This window comes from Nonomuraea sp. NPDC048916 (assembly GCF_040649575.1).
Classification (GTDB): Bacteria; Actinomycetota; Actinomycetes; order Streptosporangiales; family Streptosporangiaceae; genus Nonomuraea.
The window spans coordinates 65,505-81,095 of the sequence record NZ_JBEZFS010000025.1 but is presented as its reverse complement, the minus strand read 5'-3'; the positions used below and the strand labels follow the sequence as shown (position 1 = coordinate 81,095).

The following is a 15,591-nucleotide window of genomic DNA, read 5'->3' as shown; positions in this document are numbered from 1 at the left end:
GGCGACATCCCATCCCGGCGTCGCAGCGCACCCGGCCAGGAGACCGCCGCGGGCACGGCAGCCGCGGGCACACCGCCCGGCACGGCCGCCCGCGCGGCCCGTGTGATCAGGCGCCGGCCGGATCCGGGCGACGCTGCAGGACCATGCCGGGCCACCCGCCCACCGCGAACGGCTCGGCCCGGGTGAAGCCGCACCCCTCGTAGTAGGCCACCAGCCGGCCGTCGTCACCCGCGTAACAGTCGACCCGCACCAGCCCCACCCCACGCCGCGCCGCCTCCTCCAGCGCCCAGTCGAGCAGCGCCCGCCCCACCCCCCGGCCCGAGAACCGCTGGTCGATCACCAGCGCCTGCACATACAGCTCGGGCTCCGGCGCCGGCGCCACATAATCGTGCGGCGCCCCCACCACGACACACCCCGCCGGCTCGCCACCGACCTCCGCGATGCGCATCCCGCCGCTCCCGGCCCAGCCCTCGACCTGCGCGGTGCGCCTGGGATCGCCGGTGAACGGCTCACCGCCCCACTGCCCGGTACGCCCACGCGCCACCAGGAACGCCACGGCGCTGTCGAACATGCCCAGCACCACCGCCACATCCTCAAGCCCACCCTCGCGAATCCTCACCCGCCCAGCCTAGAACCCCGCCACCCGGAACCCCGCCACGGACGAGCCTCCCGCCAGGACGGCCACCGCATGAACACGAGCCTCACCGGGAACGCGGTCAGGTCCGCGCGCTGAACCGGCCGGCCCGCCGGTGGGTACGGTGGCCGGGGGTACGCGAGCGGATCGCCGGAACGGCGGGCACGGTGCGGTAGAACCAGCGTTTGGCGAACTCGATGAGAAGCAGGTAGGCGGCCACCATCAGGACCAGCGCCACGAAGAACGGCCCGGGAAGCGGCTGAAAGCCCAAGGCGGCGGCCATGGGGGTGGCAGGCAGCAGGGCGCCGACCGTGACCACGCCGAGGGCCGCCAGCAACAGGGGAATGCTGGGATGGCTGCGGAAGAACGGGACGCGCCGGGTCCGGATCGCGAAGATCACCAAGGTCTGCGTGGCCAGCGACTCGACGAACCAGCCGGTGCGAAACAGCGACGGACCGGCCTGGAAGACCCAGAGCATGATCCCGAAGGTCACGAAGTCGAACACCGAGCTGATGGGGCCGAAGAACAGCATGAAGCGGCGGATGAGCCGGACGTCCCACCGGGAGGGACGAGCCAGTTGGCCGGGGTCGACCCTGTCGGTGGGAATGGCCAGCTGACTGGTGTCGTACATCAGATTGTTGAGCAGGATCTGCGAGGGCAGCATCGGCAGGAAACCCAGCAGCAGGGAGGCGCCCGCGGCGCTGAACATGTTCCCGAAGTTGCTGGAGGTGCCCATCAGAACGTACTTCATCGTGTTGGCGAAGATCCGGCGGCCCTGCAGGACACCGTCGGCCAGGATGCCCAGGTCCTTGTCCAGCAGGAGCACATCGGCGGCGTCCTTCGCGACATCGGCCGCCGACTCAACCGAAATGCCGACATCAGCGACATGCAGGGCGACAGCATCGTTGACCCCGTCACCAAGGAACGCCACATCGAGCCCACTGCGCCGCTGCAGACGCACGATCCGCGCCTTGTGCTCCGGGCTGATCCGGGCGAACACCGTCGCCCGGTCGATGAGCACGGCAAGACTCGCATCGTCGGCGGCGTCGACCTCGGCTCCGGTGACCACCCGCGCGACCGGCAGACCGAGACCGGCACACAACTTCGCGGCCACCGCCGGATTGTCACCGGTGAGAACCTTCACCGTGACCCCCAGATCGGCCAGACGCCGCAGCGCATCGGAGGCACCCGCCTTCGGCGGATCGAGGAACACCAGCAGGCCACGAAAGACCAGATCACGTTCGTCGCCGACCGTGAGCGCCGTCGCCCCGGGCGCATCCCGCGTGGCGACGGCGATCACCCGGTTGCCCGCGGCGAACTCCGCCTCCAGCGCCGCGGCGGCCTGCTCGGAAACACCCCCGCACCGGGCCAGGACGGCCTCCGGAGCACCCTTGCTGATGATCACACGGTGCCCGTCATCACGCTCCACCAGCACCGACGCCGTCCGCCGCCGATGATCGAACGGCAGCACAGCCAACCGCCGATAGCGGGCCAGCCCGCCACGCAGGCGCGCCGCACCGGGGGAGTCCCACAGAGCCAGATCCAGCGGATTGCCGCCCACCACCCGCTCGCGCCCACCACCGGCATCGACCGTGGCCTCATCGCACAACAGGCCGAGCTCCAGCGGCTCGTCACCGGCCCGCCCGGCCGCGTCCAGAGCCCGCATGAAACCCACGCGCCCCTCGGTGAGAGTGCCGGTCTTGTCGGTGAACAACACCTCGACATCGCCCAGATCCTCAATGCACACCAGACGCTTGACCAGCACCCTGTGCCGGGCCAGCCGCCGGCAACCGGAGGCCAGACCGGTCGACACGACCGCAGGAAGCAACTGCGGGGAGATGCCCACCGCGATCGCCAAGGAGAACAGCAACGCGTCGATCACCGGACGACGCAACACCACATTGACCAGGAAGATCATCGCCGTGAGCACGGCCGCGACACGCACCAGCAGAAGGGAGAAACGACGCAACCCCGCCTGGAACTCGGTCTCCGGATGACGCTCACCCAGCGCGAGCGCGATCCTGCCGAACTCGGTACGACCCGCCGTGGCCACCACCACCCCGACGCCCGAACCCGCGTGCACCACGGTGCCCATCAACGCGCAACAGGCCAGCTCCGCGAGCGGCGTGCCCGCACCGACCGGCGCCACGGACTTGGCCACCGGCAGCGACTCCCCGGTCAGCGCCGACTCATCGCACTCCAGACCCGACACCGACATCAGCCGCAGGTCAGCCGGCACGACCTCACCCAGACGCAACTCCACGACATCACCAGGCACCAACCCGGTCACATCGACCGCGCCGGGCCGGCCGTCCCGCCAGACCACGCAACGATGCCTGATCTGGGAGTGCAGCGCCTCAGCGGCCTTCTCCGCACGGAACTCGTTGAAAAAACCCAGGCCGACCGAAGCCACCAAAATCACACCGATGATCAGAGCGTCCTTCGGCTCACCGAGAAAAGAGGACGCGACCGCGGTCACGGCCAGCAGGATCAGCAACGGCGAGCGCAGCTGACGCACCAGCACCACCGGCCACCGCACCCGATGCGTGCGGACGGCGTTGGGCCCCAGCACCGCCAGCCGATCACGCGCCCGCGCCGCCGTCAGCCCATCGCGCCCGCTGCCCAGCCGGGCCAGCACCACCTCGGCCGCCAGCACCGCCGCCTCATCGACATCCAACCGGGCCATATCACCCGGACGGGAGATCGCGACCATCATCCACCCCGCCGTCCTCCTTCCCCCGAATCCTCAGCAGTCACACACGAACGCGTGAGAGACCAGAATCCGCCGACCCGCCCGGCAGCGAAGAGGCGCAGCGGGAAAGCGCGATGGGGGAGCGGCACACTGAGGAGCGGCACACTGGGGGAGCCGGCCGAACGTCAGCCCCGCACGGCCCGGCCCAGCGCGGTCTCACCGCCCGCAACGAACGGCCCGGCCAGCACCACCGGCGCCTGCGACATGAACCGCGGCCGGCTCCCCAGATGCTCGTCAGCCGCGTGCACCGTGAACGGATGCACCAGGAACGCGTCACCCGGCCGCCCGGTCGCATACGCCAACGGCCTGTCCACGCTCACCCGATCGACCATCGGCCCGGCCACGAACGGATCCAGAACCTCCCCCTCGCGCTCCGCCAGCAACGCCGCCACATCCCGCTGCGAACCCACCCGGATCCGGGTCGGCGCGTCATCCGGCCCCACCTCCGACAGCAACACGAGCAGCAACATCGTCGACGGCCGCCCGCTCACCCCCCACGTGCCATCCGCCCGCTCGGTATTGGAGTCGATGTGCCAGCCACGATCGTCAGCCGCCGGCACCCTCGGAAAACGCACCGGGATGTTGCCCAGGCTGCCCCGCGGCAACCACCCACCCTCCCCGGCCACCAGATCCAGCGCCGCGCCCAGGCGCGCCCCGCGCACGATCTCACCGAACGGCCCCGCACCCGTCAGGTCGGCCGCCCACACCACCGGCCGCGTCCAGCCCGACGGATCATCGGGGGACAGGCCCATCTGCCGCCACAACAACGCCCGCGCCTCATCGGCCACCTCACGCGGCACCACCGACTCCACCTTGACGAAACCCTCGGCGACGAACCGGCCGACATCAACGATCTCCATGCCGAGCACGCTAACAGCGGCGTCCACCCATTTTCACGCCAGCACTCACACCAGCGACAACTGCGGGAACCGCGGCAACCGCGGCACCTGCTCGGGCGGCCCCGACCGCATGCCGTACATCCGACACAACTGCGCGATCTGCCCGGTGATGCGCCGCTCATAGCCGGGGGAGGGCAGCCCGGCGGCGTCGTACAGCTCCTCGTAACGCTCCACCAGATGCGGATGCGCCCCGGCCAGCCACGACATATACCACTGCCGGGTGCCCGAAGGCAGCCGCAGCACCACCGGCTCCACCGCCGTCGCCCCCGCGGACGCGATCCGCCGCACCGTCGCCGACAACTGATCGGCGGCATCACTCAGCAACGGCAACACCGGCGCCATCAGCACCCGGCACGCCACCCCCGCCTCCACCAACGCCGACACCAGCTCCAACCGAGCCTGCGCACCGACCGCCCCCGGCTCGACCGCACGCCGGATCCGCTCGTCGACGAACGCGATCGACACCGCCACCTGCGCCCCCGTACGCGCCAGCAACGCCGCGTCACGCAACACCAGCGGCCCCTTGGTATAGACGGTGAACGGAACCCCCGCCCCCGCCAGCGCCTCCACCACACCCGGCATCAACCGATAGGTCTGCTCGGCCTGCTGATAGCAGTCACCGGTGACCCCCACCGCGATCGCCTCACCACCCCAGCGGCCCAACTCGGCACGCAACCGCGCCACCGCGTTGGGCTTGACCACGATGCGAGAGTCGAAGTCACGCCCCGCGTCCAGCCCCAGCCTGCGATGACCCGCACGAGCGCCGCAGCCGCGGCAGGCATGGGCGCAACCCCGGTAGGGCGAGACCGCCCACCGCTGGGCGATGCCCGCGGCCCGCGGCACCCGCTCGATCATCGTGCGGGCCTGCGTCTCGTAGAACCCGCCACGCAGAACCGCCCGCCGCTCGATCACAGGACGGTCGTCGGCGGCGTCAACAAGCGGAAGCGCGTCCCAACCCACACCCCACAGTGGAACACGCTTTCGACTGGCTTTTCAAGCGCTTCCCCACCAGGCCACCACCGGACACCCGCCAAGCCCCGCCTAAACTGGCACGGCCGTCCCACTCCCGAAGGAGACCCTCCATGGCCTGGCTCCTCCTCGCCCTCGCCATCGCCTCAGAGGTCATCGCCACCACCGCCCTCAAACTCAGCAACGGCTTCACCCACCTCGCCTGGACCGCCGCCTCCGCCACCGGCTACATCACCTCCTTCGCCCTCCTCGCCCAAGCCCTCAAACTCCAGCTCGACATGGGCACCGCCTACGCCATCTGGGCAGGAGCCGGCACCGCCGCCATCGCCCTCATCGGCGCCCTCCTCCTCGGAGAACCCCTCACCACCTTCAAGATCGGCGGTATCCTCCTCATCATCATCGGCGTCGTCGTCCTCAACCTCGCAGGTGGCCATTGACCCCCCACACCCCACCACCCCAGGAACGCGGACGCCGACGACGCGCCACCCTCCTCACCGCCGCCGTCGACCTCCTCACCGAAGGCGGCTTCGCCGCCGTCACCCACCGCGCCGTCGCCCGCCGCGCCCACCTGCCCCTCGCCGCCACCACCTACTACTTCACCTCCCGCGACCAACTCCTCGCCGAAGCCTTCGCCCAGCTCGTCCAGACCGAGCTCACCACCATCCGCACCTGGATCACCGACCACGGCCTCACCGCACTCGCCGACCAGATCGCCACCACCGACCGCCACCGCCAGCTCGGCCTCTGGGAGCTCTACGTCCACGCCGGCCGCGACCCCGTCCTCCAGCAGATCGCCCGCCGCTGGACCGACGGCTGCGTCCAGCTCATCGCCGAAACCCTCCACCAACCACCCGGCCACCCCCGCGTCCGCCTCCTCTACACCACCGTCTCCACCCTCTGGCTCGAGCAACTCGTCGAACAACGCCCCCTCGACGAAACCCGCACACTCCTCGCCATCGCCATCGAAAACGCCTCGCCCCCCACGTGACCGTTCCCTACACTGCCCACGTGCTCCAACCCCGCTACCCGATCACCACAGACCGGCTCCTCCTACGCCCCTTCACCCCAGCCGACCTCCACGACCTGCACGCCTACGAATCCCGCCCCGACGTCGCCCGCTACCTCTACTGGGAACCCCGCGACCTCGACACCGTCCGCACCCACCTCGACAAGAAGATCACCCGCACCGCCCTCCACGACGAAGGCGACGCCCTCGACCTCGCCATCACCCTGCGCGACACCGGCCGGCTCATCGGCAACTGCGTCCTCATCTGGACCAGCGCCCACCACCGCCAAGGCGAGATCGGCTACGTCCTCCACCCCGGCCACCACGGCCACGGCTACGCCACCGAAGTCGGCAAACACCTGCTCCGCCTCGGCTTCCACGACCTCCACCTGCACCGCATCGTCGGCCGCCTCGACGGCCGCAACACCGCCTCCGCCCGCGTCCTGGAAAAACTCGGCATGCGCCGCGAAGCCCACCTCGTCCACAACGAACACGTCAAAGGCGAATGGGCCGACGAAGTCATCTACGCCATGCTCGAGAACGAGTGGACCCCATGACCATCCTCCACCTCGCCCTCCGCACCGACTGGGACCACGCCCGATCAGCCGGCGACTACCGCGTCTCCACCCTCGGCCGCACCCTCGACCAGGAGGGCTTCATCCACTGCAGCCACGACCTCACCCAGCTCCACGGCGTCCACGACGCCTTCTACGACCACCTCGCCGACCCCCTGGTCATCCTCGAGATCGACCCCACCGGTCTCGACATCCGCGAAGAGGACGGCTTCCCCCACCTGTACGGGCCACTCCCGCTGCACGCCGTCACCACCGTGCGCCCCTACGAACACCCCGGCCGCTGAACCTCGGCCCACCACCGAAACACCCCGCACAAACCCCCGCCAACCACCACAATGACCACCATGGACCCCCGAACCGCCGCACAACGCTTCGCCGACACCTGGCAACACGGCTGGACCCACCACGACGTCGACAGCATCATCACCCTCTACGCCGACGACGCCGTGCACACCTCCATGCCGTTCCGCCCGCCACACCGGGGGAGAGGGGCCATCGCCGACTACATCCGCTGGTCCTTCACCAACGAGACCGACCCCCGCGTCACCTTCGCCACACCCATCGTCGACGGAGACCGGGCGGCCATCGAATTCCACGCCCACACCATCGACAACGGCGCACCCGTCACCCTCGCGGGCTGCGTCTTCGCCCGCTTCGGCCCCGACGGCCTCGCCGTACAGACCCGCGACTACTGGCACACCACCGACGGCCACCACTGACCGCACACAAACCAGGGGAGTGGCCCCCACCGGCAACGAGCACCGCCCCGCCCCCCACACGCGACGCGGCACCCCACGACGACCCCCGCCGACGACCCCCGCCGGCGAACGTCACCGGCGAATCGCGTCAGCGAACCGCCCGCAACGAGGGCGCCACCCGGGCCGGCGGCAGCGGAGCAGCCGACTGCTGGACCTGCTGCTGCGACGGCGCGACCGGGCGCGCCACCTGCCGCACCTGCTCAGCGGCCGCCCGCCGCTCCTCGCAACCACCCGCGCAGTAGCCGTTCGTCACGATCAGCCGTCCCCGCAGCGTCGTGTACGAATCCCGCCCCGAAGCAGGCAGAACCCCCTGACACACCGGGCATAAAACAGATTGGTTCCCCACGTGCTGCTCCTCTCGCGGCGCGATAGCAGATTCCCACCTTAAAGGGGGATGACCTTGCGAGAACAGTGAATCAACTGAAGGTCAAGCGTACGGTCACCCTCACCCACCGTGGCCCGCCAGACCGTTACTTGACATAATGTTCATTATCAAGCATCCAGAAACATCATCTTCCGGGCACTGATCGCCAGACCTAGGATGACCACATGGCGCAAATCGGCATCCCGGAGTTACTTGTCCTGGGCGTTCTCGCCCTCATCGCCGCCACCATCGTGGTCGTCATCCTGACTGCCACTCGGCGATCACGCCGGAACGTCCCAGCCGCCGGACCACAGGACGACCTCGCCACCCGCGTACGCCGGCTCAAGGAGGCCGGCCGCACCCAACAAGCGATCTTCCTCGTACGCGGCGAAACCGGAATCGGCCAGGACGAGGCGGCACAGTTCGTGAACAGCCTCTGACGCCGCCGTCAGGGCGGCGCTACGATCGGTGCATGCCCAGCCTGGCGATCTCCACCCCGGGCCTCATCGCGCTCACCGCCGTCGTCACGGCCGCGATCATCTACCTGATCATCCTGGCCGTGCGACTGACCTACCGGCCCCGCAACCGGCCCGCCCCCAGCGCCGACCTGGTCGACCAGGCCCGCGAGCTCAAGGCGGTCGGCCAGATCCGCGAGGCCGTGTTCCTGGTGCGCGGCGAGACCGGCATGAGCCACCGCGCCGCCACCCGCTTCGTGAACCGCCTCTGACCAGCACGAAACAAGCCATACCAGACAGAAGGTGGATTCTGTTTGGTATGGCTTTTGTGTGCACAAAAGCGAACAACTGGCCGACGGGCGCCGTTCGCGACTCCTCGCCCGCGGGCGCGTCTCGCCTGCCCGTCCCCCTCGACGCGGACTTCGGCATGGATGTGCGAGGGCGACTGTGGAGGCGCTCGGCGACCCCCTCCCCCGTGAGCGGTGACGGATTCCGGGGCCGATCGTACGGAATGTGCCCGTTTTCGGCCGGACGACCGGATCGGGTGGAGGTGACGACTCCTCCCCTATTTAGAGGACAAATCCGGACACACAGGGGTGATCGGGGCCATCCGGAGCTGTCTTTTGTGGTGGATTGTCAGCGAAGTTTGCTCACGTATGTCAGCATCGATGGGTGAACGGGGCTGATGGGACTGCCGTGAACGTCCGGGAACGCTGGGGTGACCCGCGGCCGGGCGGTGGCCGGAGTCCCGGCCCGCGCCGCGGGCCCGCCCACTCCCCTCGATCGTCCGGAGGAATCTTCCGTTGCGGATCCTGCTGCTGTGCTCCTCGTTCAACGGCCTGACCCAGCGCGCCTGGCTGGAGCTGCGCCGGGCCGGTCACGACGTCAGCGTGGAGCTGGCGCTGTCGGAGCGCGTGATGCTCGAGGCGGTCCAGCTGGCCAAGCCGGATCTGGTGATCTGCCCGTTCCTGAAGGAGAAGGTGCCGGCGCGGCTGTGGCGCGAGCACCGCGTGATCATCATCCATCCGGGCCCGCCGGGCGACCGGGGGCCGTCGTCGCTGGACTGGGCGATCGCCGACGCGGAGCCGGAGTGGGGTGTGACGGCGTTGCAGGCGGTGGAGGAGATGGACGCGGGCCCGATCTGGGGGTGGCGGACGTTCCAGATGCCCGCCGAGCCGCCGCGTAAGTCGGCGTTGTACAACGGCGCGGTCGCGGACGCGGCGGTGGAGCTGGTGGTGGAGGTGGCGGCGAAGGCGGAGGATCCGGGGTTCGTGCCGGTGCCGCTGGATTACCGGCGGCCGGAGGTGCGGGGGTGGTTGCGGCCGGCGATGCGTCATGGGGATCGGGAGTTCTCGTGGGCGGAGTCGACGGACGCGGTGGTGCGGCGGGTGCGGGCGGCGGACGGGGCGCCGGGTGGCCGGGCGGAGTTGTGCGGTCTGCCGGTGCGGGTGTTCGACGTGTATCGGGGTCCGGCGGTGTCGGGGCGGCCGGGGTCGGTGGCCGGGCGGAGTGAGGGTGCGGTGCTGGTGCGCACCGGGGACGGGTCGGTGTGGGTGGGGCAGCTGCGGTTGGACGCGCCGGGGGCGGTGAAGTTGCCGGCGGCCGTGGTGCTGGGTGAGCGGATCGCGGGGGTGGGTGAGCGGGAGGGGTTCAGCGAGGTGACGTACGACCGTGGTGCGGAGGTGGGGGTGGTGGGTTTCGACTTCTACAACGGGGCGATGTCGACGGAGCAGTGTCTGAGGCTGGTATCGGCGTTGCGGTACGCGGTGGCGCAGGACACGCGGGTGCTGGTGGTGCGTGGGGGTGAGGTGTTCTCCAACGGGATCCATCTGAATGTGATCGAGTCGGCGCCTCGTCCGGAGGTGGAGGCGTGGCGGAACATCAACGCGATCAATCAGGTGTGCCGGGAGGTGATCGAGTGCGCGGGGCAGCTGGTGGTGGTGTCGGTGGGCGGTAACGCGGGTGCGGGCGGGGTGATGATGGCGCTGGGCGGGGATCGGGTGGTGGTGCGGGAGGGGGTGGTGCTGAATCCGCATTATCGGACGATGGGGTTGTTCGGGTCGGAGTTCTGGACGTATGTGTTGCCGCGTCGGGTGGGGGCGTCGGTGGCTCGGCGGTTGACGTGGGAGGCGTTGCCGGTGGGTGCGGCGGAGGCGGTGGAGCTGGGTTTGGCGGATCGGGTGGTGGCGGGGTCGCGGCTGGAGTTCGAGCGGCGGGTGGTGGAGTACGCGGAGATGCTGGCGGCGGATGGGGGGTATGAGCGGTTGCTGGCGGCCAAGCGGGCGGCTCGGGAGGTGGATGAGCGGCGTAAGGCGTTGGACGCGTACAGGGTGGAGGAGTTGGCGGAGATGAGCCGGGACATGTTCGATGATCGGGGTGGGTTCCGGGCGGCGCGGGAGGCGTTCGTGGGTAAGCGGAGGGCGGAGTCGACTCCGGAGCGGTTGGCGGTGCATCGGGAGTGGTCCGGCGCGTCGGGGGCGGGTAACGGGGGCGCATCTCATATGTGAGATATGGTCTCGTCTTGTGACAGACGATTATCTTGTGCGTATTGGCCGGTTGATCCGGGACGCGCGTCAGCATCGTGGTTGGACGCAGCTTCAGCTGGCGGACGCGCTGGCGACGAGTCAGAGTGCGGTCAACCGGATCGAGCGCGGTAACCAGAACATCAGTCTTGAGATGATCGCGCGCATCGGTGAGGCGCTCGACAGTGAGATCGTGTCGCTGGGTTACGCGGGGCCGATGCATCTGCGGGTGGTGGGTGGCCGCCGCTTGTCGGGGAGTATCGACGTGAAGACGTCGAAGAACGCGTGCGTGGCGTTGCTGTGCGCGTCGTTGCTGAATTCGGGGCGGACGATCCTGCGGAAGGTGGCGCGGATCGAGGAGGTCTACCGGATTCTGGAGGTGCTCGCGTCGGTGGGGGTGCGGGCGCGGTGGATCAACGAGGGCAACGATCTGGAGATCGTTCCTCCGGCGCGGCTGGAGCTGGAGGCGATGGACACGGAGGCGGCTCGCCGCACCCGGAGTGTGATCATGTTCCTGGGTCCGCTGATGCATCGGACGGAGCAGTTCAGGATCCCGTACGCGGGCGGGTGTGATCTGGGCACGCGTACGGTGCAGCCGCACATGTCGGCGCTCCGGCATTTCGGGCTGGACATCACGGCGACGGGTGGTTTCTACCACGCGCGGGTGGATCGGAAGGTGTCGCCGTCGCGGCCGATCGTGCTGACCGAGCGGGGTGACACGGTGACGGAGAACGCGCTGCTGGCGGCGGCGCGGCATGACGGGGTGACGGTGATCCGCAATGCCTCGTCCAATTACATGGTGCAGGATCTGTGTTTCTTCCTGGAGCAGCTGGGTGTGCGGGTGGAGGGGGTCGGTACGACGACGCTGACGGTGCACGGGGTGGCGTCGATCGAGCGGGATGTCGACTACTCCCCCTCGGAGGATCCGGTGGAGGCGATGAGCCTGCTGGCGGCGGCGGTGGTGACGTCGTCGGAGCTGACGATCTGCCGGGTGCCGGTGGAGTTCCTGGAGATCGAGCTGGCGGTGCTGGAGGAGATGGGCCTCGATCATGATCGGGGGGTGGAGTATGCGGCGGCGAACGGGCGTACGCGGCTGGTGGATCTGACGGTGCGGCCGTCGAAGCTGGTCTCCCCCATCGACAAGATCCATCCGATGCCGTTTCCGGGGCTGAACATCGACAATGTGCCGTTCTTCGCGGCGATCGCGGCGGCGGCGCAGGGGTCGACGTTGATCCATGACTGGGTGTACGACAATCGGGCGATCTATCTGACGGAGCTGACGCGGCTGGGGGCGTCGGTGAAGTTGCTGGATCCGCATCGGGTGCTGGTGGAGGGGCCGACGCGGTGGCGGAGCGCGGAGATGATGTGCCCGCCGGCGTTGCGTCCGGCGGTGGTGGTGCTGCTGGCGATGATGGCGGCGGAGGGCACGTCGGTGTTGCGGAACGTGTATGTGATCAACCGGGGGTATGAGGATCTGGCGGAGCGGTTGAACGCGCTGGGGGCGCGGATCGAGACGTTCCGCGACATCTGATTTCTGTCGGTGGCGGCCGCTAGCGTCTCTTGGTGGATCTTCCTTTCGTGGATCTCCTTTTCGTGGATCTCGTGGTGAGGGTGAGGGGGGACGGTGCGGCCTGCGGAGCTCGATCGGGTGCCGGTGGCGGAGGCGGCTGATCGTTATGTGGAGTTGGTGCGGGCCAAGTCGCTGACGGGGGCGTTGTCGCGGTCGACGGCGGAGGTGTATGCGCGGGACGTGGTGACGTTCGTGGCGTTGGCGGGTGCGGGCGTGGTGCTCGACGATCTGACGGGTGAGGACGTGGACGCGGTGTTGCTGGCGTTCGCGCGTAAGCCGGATGGGCGTCGTTCCGGGGGCTCCGATCGGGTGGGGGTCGCCGGGGGCGCGTCGCAGTCGCCGTCGTCGCAGGCGCGGTTCCGCCGGTCGGTGTCGGCGTTGTTCAAGCACGCGGTGCTGATGGGCTGGGTGCAGGTCGATCCGATGGCGGCTTCGACGGTGTCGGCGCGGGAGCGGGGCGGGTTGCGGCCGGAGCGGCGGGCGTTGACGCGGGAGCAGGCGCAGGGGCTGATCGGCGCGGCGCGGTCGATGGGTGAGGAGCGGGGCGGCGGCAGGCGTGATCAGCGGATGGAGTTGCGTGACGCGTTGATCGTGTTGTTGCTGTCGACGATGGGGCCGCGGGTTTCGGAGCTGGTGCGGGCCAACGTCGAGGATTTCTACACCAATGACGGGGTGCGTTACTGGCGGATCTTCGGCAAGGGGGGCCGTACGCGTGATGTGCCTCTCCCCCGTGATGTGGCGGTGGCGCTGGACGACTATCTGGCGCGGGGGCGGGCGGCGGTGCCGGACAAGGCGCTGTTGTTGTCGTGGCGGGGGCGGCGGCTGGCGCGGGGTGATGTGCAGGGGGTGATCGACCGGGTGCAGGCGCGGGTGGATCCGGAGCGGCGGCGGTCGGTGACGCCGCACGGGTTACGGCATACGACGGCGACGCATCTGCTGGCCGACGCGGTCGACATGGACGCGGTGCGGCGGGTGCTGGGGCACAGTGACCTGTCGACGCTGGGGCGTTACCGTGATGAGCTGCCGGGTGAGCTGGAGGTGGCGATGCGGGCGCATCCGTTGCTGCGGGAGCCGCGGCCGTCCGGCTGAGCGGGGTGGCTCAGGTGGGTACGCCGGGCGCGAGTCGTACGGCGAGGTGGTCGAGGGGGAGGTCGAGGACCTCGGCCAGGGCGGCGATGGTGAAGAAGGCGGGGGTGGCGATGCGGCCGGTCTCGATCTTGCGGAGGGTTTCGGCGGACATGCCGGCGGCGCTGGCGACCTCGACGATGCTGCGTTCGCCTCGGGCTTGGCGCAGGAGCAGGCCGAGGCGCTCGCCGCGGAGGCGTTCCTCGGGTGTCAGCGGGGGTCGTACCATGTGCCCCAGTCTATAACCGGGATACAAATACCGGTATAGTTATCGGCATGGTGGAATTGAAATCGGCGGCCGAGCTCGATGCGATGCGTGAGGCCGGGCGGGTCGTGGCCCGCGCCCTGGAGGAGGTCGTCAGGCACGCTGCGGTGGGGGTGCGGCTCGAGGAGCTGGACGAGGTGGCGGCCACGGTGATCGCCGGCGCGGGCGCCACCTCGGCGTTCCTGCACTACCATCCGCCGTTCGCGCCGACGCCCTACCCGGCGGTGACGTGCGTGTCGGTCAACGACGTGATCGTGCACGGCATCCCCGGCCGCTACCAGCTGAGAGACGGCGACCTGGTCAGCGTCGACTGCGGCGCCTACCTCGACGGGTGGGCGGGTGACTCGGCGGTCAGCTTCAGCGTGGGGAGTCCCCGGGCGGGCGACACGGCGCTGATCGAGGCGGCCGAGCGGGCGCTGCGGGCGGGCATCGAGGCGGCGGTGCCCGGCAACCGGATGGGCGACATCGGTCACGCCGTCGCGTCGGTGGCGTCCGCGGGCGGCTACGGCGTGCCGGTGGACTTCGGCGGCCACGGGATCGGGCGCCGCATGCACGAGGATCCGCACGTCCCCAACCACGGCCGGCCGGGCCGCGGCCTGGTGCTGCGGCCGGGCCTGGTGCTGGCGATCGAGCCGATGTTCATCGCGGGCGGGCACAGCCGCTACCTGACGGCGGCCGACGGCTGGTCGCTGTGCAGCGTGGACGGCAGCCGGGCCGCCCACGCCGAGCACACGGTCGCGATCACCGACGACGGCCCCCGGATCCTGACCCTCCCCTGACCTCGGCGCGACGGGCCCTCCCCCGGCGGGAGGGTCCGTGCGGCCCGCGCCGGGTTGAGCCTCACGTCACGTGAGGGTGCAGGGTGGGGGGATGAGCTTCTCGGTGGGGCAGGTGGCGAGGCTGGCCGGGGTGACGGTGCGGACACTGCACCACTACGACGAGATCGGCCTGCTGAGCCCGGGTGAGCGGACGCGCGCGGGCTACCGCCGCTACACCGAGGCCGACCTGGTGCGGCTGCAGCAGGTGCTGCTCTACCGGGAGCTGGGCTTTCCGCTGGAGGAGATCGCCGTCATCCTCGACGAGCCGCGGGCCGACGAGATGACCCATCTGCGGCGCCAGCACGAGTTGCTGACCCGCAGGGCCGAGCGGCTGCGTGAGGTGATCGCGGCGGTGGAGCGCGCCCTGGAGGCCCGTTTGATGAGCGTCGCGCTGACGCCGGAGGAGAGGTTCGAGGTGTTCGGTGATTTCCGGCCGGAGGATCACGAGGCCGAGGTGGAACGCCGGTGGGGTGGCGACGGCCGCTACACCGAGAGCCGCCGCCGTGTCGCCGCCTACACCCGGGCCGACTGGCTGGAGATCAAGGCGGAGGCCGGGGCGATCAGCGAGGAGCTGGCGGCGGCGTTCGAGGCGGGGCTGGCGCCTGACGGGGAGCGGGTGATGGACGTGGCCGAGCGGCATCGGGGGCACATCTCCCGCTGGTTCTACGACTGTTCGCATGAGGTCCATCGCGGGCTGGGCGAGCTGTATGTGAGCGATCCCCGGTTCACCGCCGTCTTCGACGCCCTGGCGGCGGGCCTGGCCGCGTACTTCCGGCTGGCGGTCGACGCCAACGCCGCCCGGCACGGGGTGCCCCGTCAGGAAGCCGATCCGGGCGGGGGGCAGGCCGGGCGGGTGTGACGGGCGGCGGCCATGGCCAG

18 protein-coding genes are annotated in these 15,591 nt (G+C 69.9%); 12 read left to right on the top strand and 6 right to left on the bottom strand.

The features are described 5' to 3' along the window. Positions 1-106: 106 nt before the first annotated feature. From AB0C16_RS26220 to AB0C16_RS26205, 4 genes are all read right to left on the bottom strand, one after another. A complete protein-coding gene (locus AB0C16_RS26220) occupies positions 107-619 on the bottom strand; it encodes a GNAT family N-acetyltransferase (protein WP_357686588.1) in 513 nt (170 codons plus the stop codon). Positions 620-716: 97 nt separating this feature from the next. After that, positions 717-3,350: a magnesium-translocating P-type ATPase gene (mgtA, locus tag AB0C16_RS26215; RefSeq protein ID WP_357686587.1), complete on the bottom strand. Its 2,634-nt coding sequence runs from the start codon at positions 3,348-3,350 to the stop codon at positions 717-719. Positions 3,351-3,511: 161 nt separating this feature from the next. Continuing rightward, positions 3,512-4,255 (bottom strand): phytanoyl-CoA dioxygenase, encoded by a 744-nt coding sequence (locus tag AB0C16_RS26210; RefSeq protein WP_357686586.1) that lies wholly within the window; start codon positions 4,253-4,255, stop codon positions 3,512-3,514. A gap of 36 nt (positions 4,256-4,291) precedes the next feature. Further along, the gene (locus tag AB0C16_RS26205) at positions 4,292-5,197 is read right to left on the bottom strand and encodes a radical SAM protein (RefSeq protein ID WP_357686585.1); all 906 of its coding nucleotides are present in this window, start codon (positions 5,195-5,197) and stop codon (positions 4,292-4,294) included. Positions 5,198-5,367: 170 nt separating this feature from the next. On the opposite strand from AB0C16_RS26205, the gene AB0C16_RS26200 reads away from it, so the two are divergent. From AB0C16_RS26200 to AB0C16_RS26180, 5 genes are read left to right on the top strand one after another with little or no spacing between them, the layout of a single operon-like run. After that, a complete protein-coding gene (locus tag AB0C16_RS26200; RefSeq protein ID WP_357686583.1) occupies positions 5,368-5,691 on the top strand; it encodes an SMR family transporter in 324 nt (107 codons plus the stop codon). Continuing rightward, the gene (locus tag AB0C16_RS26195) at positions 5,688-6,242 is read left to right on the top strand and encodes a TetR family transcriptional regulator (RefSeq protein WP_357686582.1); all 555 of its coding nucleotides are present in this window, start codon (positions 5,688-5,690) and stop codon (positions 6,240-6,242) included. Before AB0C16_RS26200 ends, AB0C16_RS26195 begins: the two co-directional genes overlap by 4 nt. Before the next feature lie 20 nt (positions 6,243-6,262). Further along, complete coding sequence (locus tag AB0C16_RS26190) at positions 6,263-6,817, top strand: GNAT family protein (protein WP_357686581.1); 555 nt, start codon at positions 6,263-6,265, stop codon at positions 6,815-6,817. Then, positions 6,814-7,119 carry a DUF952 domain-containing protein gene (locus AB0C16_RS26185; protein ID WP_357686579.1) on the top strand — a complete coding sequence of 102 codons (306 nt, stop codon included), beginning with the start codon at positions 6,814-6,816 and terminating at the stop codon, positions 7,117-7,119. The genes AB0C16_RS26190 and AB0C16_RS26185 overlap by 4 nt, the downstream gene beginning before the upstream one ends. Positions 7,120-7,179: 60 nt before the next feature. Continuing rightward, positions 7,180-7,554 carry a nuclear transport factor 2 family protein gene (locus AB0C16_RS26180; protein WP_357686578.1) on the top strand — a complete coding sequence of 125 codons (375 nt, stop codon included), beginning with the start codon at positions 7,180-7,182 and terminating at the stop codon, positions 7,552-7,554. A gap of 127 nt (positions 7,555-7,681) precedes the next feature. Here the strand turns inward: AB0C16_RS26180 and AB0C16_RS26175 are convergent, their stop codons facing one another. Then, positions 7,682-7,846, bottom strand: a complete 165-nt coding sequence (locus AB0C16_RS26175; protein WP_357686577.1) for a hypothetical protein — start codon at positions 7,844-7,846, stop codon at positions 7,682-7,684. Positions 7,847-8,142: 296 nt separating this feature from the next. Between AB0C16_RS26175 and AB0C16_RS26170 the strand changes: the two genes are divergently transcribed. The 5 genes from AB0C16_RS26170 to AB0C16_RS26150 all read left to right on the top strand — a co-directional run bounded on the left by AB0C16_RS26170 (position 8,143) and on the right by AB0C16_RS26150 (position 13,593). Next, entirely contained in the window at positions 8,143-8,397 is a 255-nt protein-coding gene (locus AB0C16_RS26170) for a hypothetical protein (RefSeq protein WP_357686576.1), read from the top strand. Between the two features lie 32 nt (positions 8,398-8,429). Continuing rightward, the gene (locus AB0C16_RS26165) at positions 8,430-8,684 is read left to right on the top strand and encodes a hypothetical protein (RefSeq protein WP_357686575.1); all 255 of its coding nucleotides are present in this window, start codon (positions 8,430-8,432) and stop codon (positions 8,682-8,684) included. Between the two features lie 531 nt (positions 8,685-9,215). Then, positions 9,216-10,919, top strand: coding sequence for an enoyl-CoA hydratase-related protein (locus AB0C16_RS26160; RefSeq protein WP_357686574.1), 1,704 nt, complete (start codon positions 9,216-9,218; stop codon positions 10,917-10,919). Positions 10,920-10,935: 16 nt separating this feature from the next. Then, positions 10,936-12,465 (top strand): UDP-N-acetylglucosamine 1-carboxyvinyltransferase, encoded by a 1,530-nt coding sequence (locus AB0C16_RS26155; RefSeq protein ID WP_357686572.1) that lies wholly within the window; start codon positions 10,936-10,938, stop codon positions 12,463-12,465. Positions 12,466-12,558: 93 nt separating this feature from the next. Next, the gene (locus tag AB0C16_RS26150; protein WP_357686571.1) at positions 12,559-13,593 is read left to right on the top strand and encodes a tyrosine-type recombinase/integrase; all 1,035 of its coding nucleotides are present in this window, start codon (positions 12,559-12,561) and stop codon (positions 13,591-13,593) included. A 10-nt stretch (positions 13,594-13,603) separates the two neighbouring features. Here the strand turns inward: AB0C16_RS26150 and AB0C16_RS26145 are convergent, their stop codons facing one another. Beyond that, positions 13,604-13,858 (bottom strand): helix-turn-helix transcriptional regulator, encoded by a 255-nt coding sequence (locus AB0C16_RS26145; RefSeq protein ID WP_357686569.1) that lies wholly within the window; start codon positions 13,856-13,858, stop codon positions 13,604-13,606. A 47-nt stretch (positions 13,859-13,905) separates the two neighbouring features. Here AB0C16_RS26145 and map point away from each other — a divergent pair, with 47 nt between their 5' ends. Beyond that, positions 13,906-14,673: a type I methionyl aminopeptidase gene (gene map, locus AB0C16_RS26140; RefSeq protein ID WP_357686568.1), complete on the top strand. Its 768-nt coding sequence runs from the start codon at positions 13,906-13,908 to the stop codon at positions 14,671-14,673. A gap of 91 nt (positions 14,674-14,764) precedes the next feature. After that, entirely contained in the window at positions 14,765-15,571 is an 807-nt protein-coding gene (locus AB0C16_RS26135; protein ID WP_357686567.1) for a MerR family transcriptional regulator, read from the top strand. Positions 15,572-15,591: the final 20 nt, after the last annotated feature.